The following is a 12,628-nucleotide window of genomic DNA, read 5'->3' on the forward strand; positions in this document are numbered from 1 at the left end:
CGGGCTCTGCATGCTGGTGAGAAGGGTCGTGGGAATGGTTATGCACGGCTTCGCCACTCATTTGTCAGCTCCCTGAATGATCAGACGGGAATCGTCGCGGGGGTCGACCGTGGTCACTGAACCCGCCTGTTTCAGGATGGCGGGCACCCGCTCGCGGTAGATCCGCAGCAGCAATCCGGGATCGCTTTTGTTCTGGATCGACATCGCCAGCCCGGTCACCGCAGCGGTGTCGGTCTGCGCCTTGGCCAGCCGCTCGGATGCTTGCGCATGGGCGACCTGCAGGGTCCGGTCGGCTTGCTGATTGGCGGTCTGGTTGAGTTTCTCTGCGTCAGTGCGCGCGTTTGCCACGGCCTGATCGGCTTGTTGACTCGCAGTCAGCACCGCGTTGAACGCGTTTACCGCAGCCGCTGGCAGACTGGACTGCACGTCGACCCGCACGACTTCAACGCCCAGACCCACGCCGGTGGCCGTCAGCTCGCCAAGCCGCATATTAATGCCCTGCACCAGATCGCCGCGCAGGCGTTCTCGACGCTCGGCAGACTGGCTGTCAGAGCCGACCAGCTCGGGACGCGCCACCAGAATGGTGTCCAAGTCACGCGCTGCAGCAAGGCTGACGGCGCTGCGATTGACCAGACGATCCAGCGCCGGCAGCACGTGCTCGCCCTGCAGAACGAACTCCCGTGGGTCTGTCACTTTGTAGTACGCCGTCACGTCGAGCTGTACGACGCCAGCGTCACCCGTGAGCAGATAGCCCGAGCCTGCCAGCGCGTCGCTCATCGGCGTCGCAAAACTGGTGATCTTGTCGGCCGCCAACGCAGTGGGTGAGCGCAACAGCGTTTCGACGTGCCGCTCGATCACGCGATCAGCGGAAGGCAGCAGCACCACCTGCTCGAACGGTTGCGGCCAGGCCAACAGCAAACCGGCGTTCTGCACACGGTCCAACTCGCCGAATCGAAACACGACGGCGCGGTTCTGCGGATCGATTTCTCGCACGTTGGAGACCGCCCAGCCGAGCGCCGCCAACAGGGTCACGACATACAACCCCAGAAACGCCAGGCGACTGGCCTGCAGCCAAGGGCTGTTCACCACCGGCCGCTCGATGTGCGCAGCGTCGTGCTCGGTCATGGCTGCGTTCCAGCCTTGCCATCCAGAGTCGGCGGGCCGTCCACGAGCGCCCGGAACGGTGCGGCATCGGTGCGCAGAATCAGTTTTGTGCTCGGCCCCACCACGGTGCCGAGGGTGTCCAGCGAGCGCAGCAAGTTGTACAGCTGGGGCGAACCGGCGTAGGCGCGGCCGTAAATTTGCGCCGCTTCAACGCGGGATTGCGCCTCGATATCGGCGGCTTTCACGGTGGCGTCGGCCTCGACAATCCGCGCATCGCGTTCGGCAGCGGAGCGGATCTGCGCCGCCTCGCGCTTGCCGATGGCGGTGCGCTCGGTGGCGATGGTTTCGCGCTCCGCGCGCATGCGGTCGACCGTCGCGTTGAGGGTCACCGAAGGCAGCGTCAGACGTTCGACCCCCACTTGCAGGACGCGAACGCCGTAGGTGGTCAGCAGTTGCTTGTCGATCTGCTGACGCAGCTGGTTTTCGAAATCGGCGATGCGCACCTGATTGGCGTCGGTGTTGATCAGGCTCGACAGATCGAAGCTCGCGGCGGTGGTCTCGAGTGCAGAGCCGACGAAGGTGCGGATCTGCCGCGCGGCTTCGTCCGGCTGGTTTTGCACGGCGCGCATGAAGCGCTTCACGTTGTCCGGATCGCCCTGCACCTGCCACGCCACGTACGCCTGAACGATAATGCGCAGGCCGTCACGGGTACCGACGTCCTGCAAACCGCTCGAGGTGGTGCGCAAACGCAGGTCAACGGGGATCGCTGCTTCGAATGGCGCCGGCCAGCGCCAGCTCAGGCCGGGATCCAGCAATACCCGGGCGGGGTTGCCAAAGCGCGTGATGACCGTCGCCTCGCCGGAGCGCACCTGCACCAGACTCGCCGCCGCAACCGCGAAGGCAATCAGCACCGCCGCCAACGCAGCACGACGCCACGGAAACACGGTCGGGCCGGAGGCTTCGCCATGGTGATGACCATGATGGTGGCCGCCATGACCATGGCCTGCGTGGTCGTGACCGGAATGGTCGTGGTGATCGTGGGAATGAAACAGACTCAAGGGAAGGCTCCTTATTCAGCCGAGGGCTGGTCAGCTGATTGAGTCGACGATGCGGGGTCGACCGGGAGGGTAAAAGATCGTAAATCGATGGTCGGCGCGCTGGTGCCGCCAAGCCGATGATCCAGCACCAGCAACTTGGCGTGGGTCAGCCCCTGGGTCAGCTGACTGAAGTACTGCTCCAGCAGAAATGCCTGGCCCGCTTTGGCGTAGCCCTGCTGTTCGGCGCTGAAACGCAAATCCGCACCTTGCGCCGTTGCCATCACTTCCCGCGAACTCGCGGCCGCCTGGTCATGGGCCATGCTGGCGTGTAATTGCGCCACGTTGGCCTGATCGGCCGCCGCGCCGCGTTCTCGGGCAATCAACGCCTGAGCGCTGATCTGAGCGGCCTGGACCGCGTGATAGGCGTTGGCCGCACCTGCTGGCGGATGAATCGACTCGACCACGGTGGCGAGAATCTCTACACCGCTGTCGAGTTTTTTCAGGTCGCGCTGTACGGCGTCGCCGATGTCGGCCGACAGATCATTGCGCTGCTCGCCAAGTAACTCGTCGAGAGTGCGGGATGCAAAGTCGTGTACCAGCACGCGGCTGGCGGTGCTGCGAATCAGACTGGGGATGTCGGCGCTGTTGTAAGTCGCGGCCAGCGCGGCTTCGTCCGTCAACCCGATGCGATACACAAAGCGCACGTCCATGTTGACGATCTGGAAGCTCTGCTTATCACCGGAACCGCTGGCGATCACTTGCGATTTGTCATTGATGTGTGTGGCGTCCCACAGCCGGTTGGCAATGGCAGGCGGCGGGCCTTCGGCAGAGTCAAGGGTCTGCTCTGCGCCCGCCCCCTCCGAAACGCTGGTCGCCAACTCGTGAACCACACCGTTTTCCACCGCCAGCACTGTTCCGAAGGGCCAGGGCAGACCGGCGTGCAGACCTGGCTCCAAGACTTCAACCGGTTTGCCAAACCGCTCGTAAATGCCACGGCCTTGCATGGGGATTTCGTGAACACCGCTCAGCAACCAGCCCAAACCCACGATGACCGCCATCACCGGCAGAAAGGCGCGGCGCATGTAGGTAAACGCCCAGATCTGCCGCAGGTCGATGCCGAAGCGGTTGTGCAGTTCGTTTTGCAGCGCCAGCAGCGGACGCGGCGGCCAGCGCAACAGGCCGGCAACGAAGCTGCTGGCGATCAGGCGCGGTTCAAGGCGTTCGTTGCGCGGGCTAAAGACGGACAAGAAGGCACGGATGAGTAACTCGACGGCGACCAGACCAGGCAACAGGCCGATCAACACCGCAAGCCGGGCGGGCCATACGCGATCAGCGGAAGAGAAAAACAGGCACAACGCGGTGACCAGTAGTGTCCCGATGGCGACCTTGGTGATCTGCGCCAGCTGCTCGGCTTCAGGCCAACTGGCGTCGGACTCATTGCTGAATTGCCGCTCCAGCACCAGCAGCGCAAATGCGATCAACAGGAGCAATCCGCCGACTACGTTACCGACGAGGCCGACATTGCTGCCTGCCAAGGCAAGGTTCCAGATCAGGCCAATGCTGACCAGCGACAGCAACGCCCAGCCTGCCAGCCAGAACACTGGCAATCCGACCTGGCCGACCATCGAAGTGCCAGCACCGCTGATGCGTCCGAGCACACGGTCGTACCAGCCCTGCTCATCGCCATTAAGCAGCGCTTCATCGTCAGAGGCAGCCGCAGAGGGCGGTGCCATGACGCCGGCGCGCCACTGGCTGACCACGTGGACCGACTGCAACGCCCCGGCCAGTACGAGCAGACTCGCGGCGCTGTTGGTCAGCACCGCCGTCCACAGCGAGTTGGGAGAAAAAAGGTCAACGAAAAGCGACACCACCAGGCCGATGATGCCCATTGCGCCTGTCAGATACGTCAGCCGTGAAAGACGTGTCGATTGAACAGCCGCCTGCTGAAACCTCGGTAGGCTCGCCGGTGCAACGCCCTCATCATCCAGATCAACCCGCATTGCAACTCCAAAGCCCGTATAACGCTGTAATCATTACCCTTCCGCCCACTCTCCGGCGTTGCAATTACGCGGCGCCAAGCCACGCTGACACAGGGCGTTACGATATAACAGAAGTCGTGAAATTTTCGTCTGATTATTCGTTTGCGCAGCGCTGGATGCGGGGTCAGACAGCCAGCAGACAGGTAAATGTCGCCTGCCGTCATATCGGTTTGAATCCCTAGACAGACAGGAGTGCGCCTTCCCGGCTAAAGCCGGTCCTACGAGATGCGCGGGGAATAGCGACGGGTCCACCCACTTGACTTTGAAGTGCTCGGGAAGAAATATTACACCCATCATCTAAGCGACCTTGCTGACGAGCGACATTTGCCCAGACACGGCTACGCTTCCCTCCATTGTCGATTCCCTGAAGGAGTACGTTCATGAGTCATTACGACGTTGTCATCATTGGTGGCGGCCCCGGCGGCTACAACGCGGCGATCCATGCGGGCCAGAAAGGCTTGAAAGTGGCGTGCATCGAAGGCCGTGAAACATTGGGCGGCACGTGCCTGAACGTAGGCTGCATCCCTTCGAAATCGTTGCTTCATGCCTCCGAGCTGTATGAAGCGGCGACCGGCGAGGCATTCAAGAAGCTCGGCATCGAGGTCACGCCGACGCTGAACCTGACCCAGATGATGGCGCAAAAAGTCGAAAGCGTGACGGGCCTGACCAAGGGCATCGAGTTTCTGTTTCGCAAGTACAAAGCCGACTGGATCAAAGGCTGGGGCCGCCTCTCAGGGCCCGGCAAGGTCATCGTCACCGACGCTGCGGGTGCCGAAACCGAATTGACCGCCAAAGACATCATCATCGCCACCGGCTCCGAGCCGACGCCCCTGCCAGGCGTGACCATCGATAACAAACGCATTCTCGATTCCACCGGCGCGTTGTCGTTGAGCGAGGTGCCCAGGCATCTGGTGGTAATTGGCGCGGGGGTCATCGGTCTTGAGCTGGGCTCGGTCTGGCGCCGGTTGGGGGCGAAGGTGACGGTGATCGAATTTCTCGACCATGTCGCCCACGGCACGGACCTTGAGGCGGGCAAGACGCTGCATCGCTCGCTGTCGCGTCAGGGCATGGCATTCAAACTCGGCTCGAAGGTCACCTCAGCCGTCGCTGCGGAAACCGGCGTCACCCTGACCGTCGAACCCGCCGCCGGTGGCGAAGCCGAGCAAATCGAAGCGGACTACGTGCTGGTGTCCATCGGCCGTCGCCCGGTGACGAAAGGGCTGGGCCTGGAAACCGTCGGCCTGGAGGTGGACAAGCGCGGCGTTTTGCCCAACAAGGGGCATCGAACGGCGGTAGATGGCATCTGGGTCATTGGCGACGTGACGTCCGGCCCGATGCTTGCGCACAAGGCGGAAGATGAAGCCGGCGTGTGTGTCGAACGAATCGTCGGCAAGAAGGGTGAGCTGAATTACAACCTGATCCCCAACGTCATCTACACCCAGCCCGAGTTGGCCAGCGTCGGCAAGACGGAAGAGCAGCTGAAGGAGGAAGGTCGCGCTTACAAAGTCGGCAAATTCCCGTTCAGCGCAAACAGCCGCGCCAAGGTCAATCACGAAACGGACGGCTTCGCGAAAGTGCTGGCGGATGAGCGCACCGATGAAATTCTCGGTGTACACCTCGTCGGCCCCAGCGTCAGCGAGATGATCGCGGAGTACTGCGTGGCGATGGAGTTCGCCGCCTCTGCCGAGGACATCGCCCTGACCTGCCACCCCCATCCGACACGGTCTGAGGCGCTGCGGCAGGCAGCGATGGCTGTCGGGGGGCATACCACCCAGGCTTGAAATGCGCGGCCAAATCGGCCGCGCGAGCAACACGTTGAAGCGAAATCGGTTGTGCCCTGAAACGATTTTTTTCCCTTTGCGCGAACAAGATGCCGAGATTGTTATCTGTTTGTTGGTAATTTGCGTTCGGCAAGGATTGGGAAAGCGCACTTTTTCGTGCAGGAAGGCACAGCATCTTCAGAGGCTTCACCATATGAATCGCAGGAATCTCTTGAAAGCGTCCATGGCGCTGGCAGCCTACAGCGCGCTGCCCGCCTCAGGTCTTTACGCGGCACGCGCACTGGCTGCGGCGGCCGATGGCGACATCGAACACTTTGACTTCAAGACCTTGCAGGACAACGCCAAACAGATGGCCGGCAAGCCTTACGTCAGCACCAAGCAGACACTGCCGCCTACCCTGGCGAACATGACGCCTCAGCAGTTCAACGCGATCAAGTACGACGCCGGCCATTCACTGTGGAATGACGTGAAAGGCCAACTGGACGTGCATTTCTTCCACGTCGGCGCGGGCTTCAAGACCCCGGTGCGGATGTACAGCGTCGACCCGGCAACCCAGCAGGCGCGTGAAGTGCATTTCCGCCCCGAGCTGTTCAACTACGAAGCCAGTCGCATCGACCAGAGTCAGCTCAAGGGCGACCTGGGCTTCGCCGGTTTCAAGCTGTTCAAGGCCCCCGAGATCGCGATCAACGACATCCTGTCGTTTCTGGGCGCCAGCTACTTCCGCGCCATCGACAGCAATAAGCAATACGGTCTTTCCGCCCGGGGTCTGGCGATCGACACCTACGCCCACAGCCCTGAAGAATTTCCTGACTTCACACAGTTCTGGTTCGAGAAGCCAACCAAAGACGCCACACGGTTTGTGGTCTACGCGCTGCTGGACTCTCCCAGTGCAACGGGCGCGTATCGCTTCGACATCGACTGCCAGGCTGACCGCGTGGTGATGGACATCGACGCGCACATCAATGCGCGGGCTGACATCGAGCAGTTGGGCATTGCGACCATGACCAGCATGTTCAGCTGCGGCACGCACGAACGCCGCATGTGCGACACCCTTCACCCGGAAATCCACGACTCCGACCGGCTGGCCATGTGGCGCGGCAATGGCGAATGGATCTGCCGTCCGCTCAATAACCCGGCCAAGATCCAGTTCAACGCCTTTGCCGACAAAGACCCGAAGGGCTTTGGCCTGGTGCAGACCGACCACGATTTCAAAACCTATCAGGACACCGTGGACTGGTACCACCGCAGGCCAAGCCTGTGGGTCGAGCCGACGACGGCATGGGGCGAAGGCTCCATCGATCTGCTGGAACTGCCAACCACCGGCGAAACCCTGGATAACATCGTCGCGTTCTGGAACCCGAAAGTGCCGGTCAAGGCCGGCATGTCGATGAACTACGGCTACAAGCTCTACTGGAGCCCCCTGCCCCCGGTCAGCACGCCGTTGGCTCAAGTGCACGCCACGCGCTCGGGCATGGGCGGTTTCATCGAAGGCTGGGCACCGGGCGAGCACTACCCGGACGTCTGGGCGCGCCGTTTCGCCGTGGACTTCAACGGTGGCGGGCTGGACCGGTTGCCGGAAGGTTCGGGCATCGAGCCAGTGGTCACCGTGTCCCACGGCAAAGTCCAGGATTTCAATGTGCTGGTGCTCCCGGACATCAAGGGTTTCCGCGTGACGTTCGATTGGTACCCGACCAGCGATTCCGTGGAGCCGGTGGAAATGCGCATGTTCATCAAAACCGGTGATCGCACGCTGAGCGAGACCTGGCTGTACCAGTATTTCCCGCCCGCAGCGGACAAGCGTCGCTACACGTGAGCGTGACCGGCTAATGGCGTAGCGCGATTCAATCTTGGGAAATGGCGTATTCCCCGCTGAATACTCAGCGGTGGATACGCCGCACTTGTAACGAAAACGAGTCATAGAAACTCGTTAACCGCCGTCGAATTCCTCTCTTTTTAACAGCGCCAATTTTCTATCCCCCAATAAAATCAACAGGTTACAAGCGCCGATATTTAGCGCTGATTAAATACGTCTGAAAATTTGACTAATTGATTGACAGCCTTCCGATCTGCGGCTGATATACCCCTGTCGCGCCGCTCGCAAGGGAACCGAAAAGCCCTTCATTCTCCCGCTGCGACCACCCAAATCATCGCGATTGCACGCCGTCGATGGCTACACCCGCGCTGCCCGGGGAGTCGCCTTTCCCGCACGGCGTTTTGCTTCGCACGCTGACGCTTATCACACGTACAAATGCTCCCGAGGGGCTGCACATGATGTCGACTTCCCCCGTTTACGTTGAAAAACCTTCATTGCTTTCATTCAATAAATCCACAGCAATCGCGCTGGTTGCGATCAGCCTGATGCTGGTGGAGACCTTCAACGGGGCCCTGCGTTTCTATCTGGATCAGGCAGGGATTTCCGTATTGCTCTACGCACCGAAGATCGCGTGTCTGTTGTTCTTCGCACTTGAACTGCGCAGTTTCAAGGCCGGGCCGGGCGTCTGGCTGAGCCTGCTGGTGCTGTTGCTGTCGGCAGGATGGGCAGCGCTGAATGGCGCCCAGGCCGGGAATTTCGCATTCGCGTTGTACGGGATCAGCCCGCTGCTTTTCGGGATCGCCTGCGGCGACCAGATCATTCGCCACAAGCGCCTGTTCATGTGGGCGATTGCCTTTTGCCTGCTGGCTTCGTTGGGCGGTATTGCCCTCGACCGGTATGTCAGTCTGCCGTGGAAGGGCTACAGCTACACCGTCGGCGGTACCGAGCTGAGCGCCAACACGGCATGGACCTCCGAAGACATGGACCGCCCGGCGGGTTTTGCGCGGATTTCCAGCTCACTGGCCATCATCATCTCGGTTCTCAGCCTTTACCTGATGGCGACCCTGCGCTCGAAATTGCTGGGTTTGACGGTCTGCGTGATCGGCTTCGCCGGGGTGATATTGACCACAAGTAAAGCGCCAGCACTGGCGTTCATCGGCGGAACCGGTCTGCTGATGATGATGCGGTTTCGCTGGACGGCCCGGGCGACCATCCTTGTCGCGGTCGTACTCGGTATGTCGCTGCCCTTCGTGGCGATGATGACCGACTTCGATCCCAACAAGATCTCGGCCACCAGTTCGCTGGCGTCCATCTACGACCGACTTATCAACACCTGGCCCAACGTCATTCGGACGCTGATGGACGATGATCGAACGTTCACCGGTGTGGGCTTCGGCCTGGTTGGCAGCGCCGTGGCCGCCTTCCCGGTTCCCGGCGCTGACATCTTCATGGTGTCCGACAGCACCGTGGTTTACCTGTGGGCGACGTTTGGTCTGGCCGGGCTGTTTCTCTACTCCCTGCACATCCCGCTGTTTTTCATCCTGGCCGACAGTGCCAGCCGCTACGGCCAGGCGTTGCTGGTGACAGGTTTCTGCATCTGCATTGTCAGCTGGACGACCGATACGCTGGAAGTGACCCTCGCCAACATGTTCCTGGGCATGGCCATCGGGCATGCGCTGGCCATGAAATCGCGGGGCAGGCTGCCGGCCCCAAAGCCCCATGAGGTACCCACATGGAACGGCCTGCCGGGTCTGAGTTGATCGAGGCAACCCTATGAGCATCCGCAGCATCGGCCTGAGCGCTCTGGCAATGATTGCAGCCCTGTTCGCCGCCAACGTCGCGCTGGCCGAGCCGTTTATCGTCGGCGTTGCCACCCATTCTATGAATAACACCGGACAACCGCTGCGCAGCCTCCAGATGGCGAGCGAGGCGGGCGTCAAATCGATACGCGATGACGCCTTTTGGTCTACGGCCGAACCGGTGCGGGGCCAGATGCAGATCATTGCGCCGTGGCGCGCATGGCTGAGCTCTGCCAAGGGACTGAATCTCACGCCGATGGTGATTCTGGGATACGGCAGCTCATATCAGGGCGGCGCAAAGCCGCGCAAGCCTGAGGTCAAGATCCCTTACCTGAACTACGTGGATTACCTCACTCGCCAGTTGGGCAATCCGGTCAAGTTTTACGAGGTCTGGAACGAGTGGGACCTGGACGGCCCGGCTGATGCGCGCCTGAGCAATGACTACGTCGCGCTGGTCCGTGACGCGGCACCCATCATCCGCAAAAACAATCCCCAGGCGCTCATACTCGCCGGGGCCGTAACGAACCTGGGTATCAAGAGTGGCTTTGTCGACCGCATTCTGGCCGCGGGGGTGATGAAGTACGCCGATGGCCTCTCGCTGCATCCCTATGTGCACTGCGAAGGCAGCTACCGCAACACGCCGGAAAGCTGGGTCGGCTGGATGCGGGATCTGGACCGTCGAATCACCGCCAAGGTCGGCAGGCCTGTCCCGCTGTATCTGACCGAGATGAGCTGGCCGAGCCACAATGGCAATTGCGGCGTCAGCCCCGAGCGCCAGTCCGCATACCTGGCCCGCGCTTACTTCCTCATCCGCACGCTGCCGAACGTCAAAGGCATGTGGTGGTATGACCTGATCAACGATGGCACCAACCGTACCGAGCAGGAGCACAACTTCGGCCTGCTCGATATCAACCTCCGTGCGAAACCGGCTTATTCGGTGCTCAAGGCCATCAGCCCTTACCTGCCTGATTTCACCTACGAGTCGGCTAACAGCCTGCAGTCCGACGGCGTCTTCCAACTGGTATTCAGCAATGGCCGCGAGCGGATTCTGGTGGCCTGGGTCAGCGGTCGCGAGCACGAAGTCACCATCAGCGCTCCAGCCATGAAAAACAGACCGATGCGCATCCTCGATACGCAAACGCCAGACAAAGGCATGACCGACGCCCCGCAGCAGTGGGTGTGCGATGCCCAGCGCTGCTCGGCCCGGCTGACGCTGACGGAGTTTCCGAAAATCATTCGCCTGAGCCCTGACGTCTGAGCCGCGACGCCTGACGACCGCACCTGTGCCAACCCGCCTGACCCTGTCAGCGCGGGTTTTTTTATGTGCTGCAGCGACGAATAGTGGCAATACGACATTTACTGGACATGTCTTGCTGCTACCTTACGATCAGGGGCAGACACGCTGCCGGGGGAACGTATGGGGCTTCGAGGAAGATTCATCGTTGGTTGTGTGCTTGGGCTGCTCATGCTGCCAGCCGTGGCTGAGCCGTATGTCGCGGGCGGAGCCCAGTGGAAGCCCTATGCCTACGAAGACAAGGACGGTCATCTGGCAGGGATCTCCATCGACATCGCGCGACGTGTAATGAAGCTGGCCAGCCTGGACGTTACCTTCGTCACCTACCCGGTCAACCGCCTGCAGTCGATGCTGCGCAAGGGCGAGATTGATATCAACTACGCTGACTCGCTGATCTGGAACGGCCCTGAAGAGCAACGCCGATACGTGTTCTCCAAACCCTACTCCACGGTCAAAGAGCACCTCTACTTTCTGGCCGATCACCCTGCGCGCGGTCAGACCATCGCCCAACTTGAGCACCTGACCATCGGCATGGTTCGGGGCTACAACTACCGGGCCCTGGACCCGGCCATCGAGAAGCGCCGCCTGACCCGGCTGGAAACCTCCAAAGACGAGGCGCTAATCAAGCTGCTCCAGAGCAAGCGCGTCGACGCCATCGCCATGGTCGACGACATCTTTGATGAGCTGATTTCAAGCAATGATCTCGATCCCGGCCAGTTCGTCCAGGGCGCACGACTCAGCGAAGCGCCGCTGGTGTTCAAGCTTCAGCCGCAATACGCCTCGTGGTTACCGCGGATCAACAGCGCGATCGACAGTCTGAACAAGACGGGTGAACTGGAGCGCATTCGACGCAAGTACTTGCCGGGGATGCAGAGGGCGAAGTGAAAGCAGCCCGATCAATGAGCCAGCCATTTTGTAACCTTGGAACAGTAGGCAGCGCGCATCCCAGACCTGGAAAGTACAATGCCGACCTCAAAAAAAAACCCCACCGAGAGGTAGGGTTCTTGTTACTTCGTCTGTCCTCGGGGGGAGGTGCATGCACCCGCGTATCCCGTGGCTAGTGAAAAAACTATATGGACATAGGTTTATCAAGTCAATGCAAAAAGCCTGCGCTGTCTCGACCACCCTCTCATCGGCTCGGATGGCAACGTATCGAAGTGCGGCTGCGGCTGCCGGGTTCGGGGGGGAAGAGGCTTTGGCACTTTACGCTTGGAACGCTCGCGTATCGGGCGCACTGCTCACACCCCTGCATATATGTGAAGTCGTTGTTCGCAACGCCGTTGCTGACGCATTAGAACTAATTCACGGACCCTCCTGGCCATGGAGTTCTGGCTTCGAACGCAGCCTTCCTCGGTGCGCAGGCCCCGGCTATAACCCGCTAACAGACCTGCAGCGCCTTAAGTCGAAGCGCAGCACTGCAGGCCAGATTGTCGCCGAACTAAAATTCGTATTCTGGGAGAAAATGTTTACCAGCCGACATGACGATCGAAGCTGGAACTCGTGTCTTATCCAAGTCTTTCCCAACCTGGAGCCCGCTAATACGACCTCAGAAAACCGCAAGTAGATATTTGAAAACCTGAACAACGTGCGACTGCTCAGAAATCGCATTGCCCACCACGAACCTATTTTCAGTCGAGATCTCCAAGCCGACTTCTGCATCATCATCGGACTGGTAGAAGCTCGGTGCAGAGCATCCGCCTCGTGGATGCTGAAGCAGCAGCATGCTCTAGAGGTCATCGCCACCAAGCCTTTCTAGGCGTC

General features: G+C 60.7%; 9 protein-coding genes. 5 read left to right on the plus strand and 4 right to left on the minus strand.

What is annotated here, in order from left to right; translation table 11 throughout:
• Nucleotides 1-57: 57 nt before the first annotated feature.
• From AC3ISG_RS24780 to hflK, 3 genes are read right to left on the minus strand one after another with little or no spacing between them, the layout of a single operon-like run.
• A complete protein-coding gene (locus AC3ISG_RS24780; RefSeq protein ID WP_122623606.1) occupies nucleotides 58-1,125 on the minus strand; it encodes an SPFH domain-containing protein in 1,068 nt (355 codons plus the stop codon).
• The gene (gene hflC, locus AC3ISG_RS24785; RefSeq protein WP_489298201.1) at nucleotides 1,122-2,162 is read right to left on the minus strand and encodes a protease modulator HflC; all 1,041 of its coding nucleotides are present in this window, start codon (nucleotides 2,160-2,162) and stop codon (nucleotides 1,122-1,124) included. The genes AC3ISG_RS24780 and hflC overlap by 4 nt, the downstream gene beginning before the upstream one ends.
• Before the next feature lie 11 nt (nucleotides 2,163-2,173).
• Nucleotides 2,174-4,141, minus strand: coding sequence for a protease modulator HflK (gene hflK / locus AC3ISG_RS24790; RefSeq protein ID WP_489298202.1), 1,968 nt, complete (start codon nucleotides 4,139-4,141; stop codon nucleotides 2,174-2,176).
• Between the two features lie 419 nt (nucleotides 4,142-4,560).
• Between hflK and lpdA the strand changes: the two genes are divergently transcribed.
• The 5 genes from lpdA (at nucleotide 4,561) to AC3ISG_RS24815 (ending at nucleotide 11,752) form a co-directional block, all read left to right on the plus strand.
• Complete coding sequence (lpdA, locus tag AC3ISG_RS24795) at nucleotides 4,561-5,961, plus strand: dihydrolipoyl dehydrogenase (RefSeq protein ID WP_489298203.1); 1,401 nt, start codon at nucleotides 4,561-4,563, stop codon at nucleotides 5,959-5,961.
• Nucleotides 5,962-6,154: 193 nt separating this feature from the next.
• The gene (locus AC3ISG_RS24800; protein WP_122534234.1) at nucleotides 6,155-7,774 is read left to right on the plus strand and encodes a glucan biosynthesis protein D; all 1,620 of its coding nucleotides are present in this window, start codon (nucleotides 6,155-6,157) and stop codon (nucleotides 7,772-7,774) included.
• Nucleotides 7,775-8,229: 455 nt separating this feature from the next.
• Complete coding sequence (locus AC3ISG_RS24805; RefSeq protein ID WP_489298204.1) at nucleotides 8,230-9,534, plus strand: O-antigen ligase family protein; 1,305 nt, start codon at nucleotides 8,230-8,232, stop codon at nucleotides 9,532-9,534.
• Between the two features lie 13 nt (nucleotides 9,535-9,547).
• The gene (locus tag AC3ISG_RS24810) at nucleotides 9,548-10,831 is read left to right on the plus strand and encodes a hypothetical protein (protein WP_489298205.1); all 1,284 of its coding nucleotides are present in this window, start codon (nucleotides 9,548-9,550) and stop codon (nucleotides 10,829-10,831) included.
• 207 nt (nucleotides 10,832-11,038) lie between these two features.
• Nucleotides 11,039-11,752, plus strand: coding sequence for an ABC transporter substrate-binding protein (locus AC3ISG_RS24815; RefSeq protein WP_122534237.1), 714 nt, complete (start codon nucleotides 11,039-11,041; stop codon nucleotides 11,750-11,752).
• Nucleotides 11,753-12,413: 661 nt separating this feature from the next.
• On the opposite strand, the gene AC3ISG_RS24820 is transcribed toward AC3ISG_RS24815, so the two are convergent.
• Nucleotides 12,414-12,590 carry a hypothetical protein gene (locus AC3ISG_RS24820; RefSeq protein WP_489298206.1) on the minus strand — a complete coding sequence of 59 codons (177 nt, stop codon included), beginning with the start codon at nucleotides 12,588-12,590 and terminating at the stop codon, nucleotides 12,414-12,416.
• Nucleotides 12,591-12,628: the final 38 nt, after the last annotated feature.

The sequence above is a fragment of the Pseudomonas sp. GL_135 genome (assembly GCF_057834665.1).

Coding starts and splice junctions, on each gene's coding strand:
- AC3ISG_RS24805 (WP_489298204.1), top strand. CDS start 8,230: ATGATGTCGACTTCCCCCGTTTACGTTGAAAAACCTTCATTGCTTTCA.
- lpdA (WP_489298203.1), top strand. CDS start 4,561: ATGAGTCATTACGACGTTGTCATCATTGGTGGCGGCCCCGGCGGCTAC.
- AC3ISG_RS24810 (WP_489298205.1), top strand. CDS start 9,548: ATGAGCATCCGCAGCATCGGCCTGAGCGCTCTGGCAATGATTGCAGCC.
- AC3ISG_RS24780 (WP_122623606.1), bottom strand. CDS start 1,125: ATGACCGAGCACGACGCTGCGCACATCGAGCGGCCGGTGGTGAACAGC.
- AC3ISG_RS24800 (WP_122534234.1), top strand. CDS start 6,155: ATGAATCGCAGGAATCTCTTGAAAGCGTCCATGGCGCTGGCAGCCTAC.
- AC3ISG_RS24820 (WP_489298206.1), bottom strand. CDS start 12,590: ATGCTGCTGCTTCAGCATCCACGAGGCGGATGCTCTGCACCGAGCTTC.
- AC3ISG_RS24815 (WP_122534237.1), top strand. CDS start 11,039: ATGCTGCCAGCCGTGGCTGAGCCGTATGTCGCGGGCGGAGCCCAGTGG.
- hflK (WP_489298202.1), bottom strand. CDS start 4,141: ATGCGGGTTGATCTGGATGATGAGGGCGTTGCACCGGCGAGCCTACCG.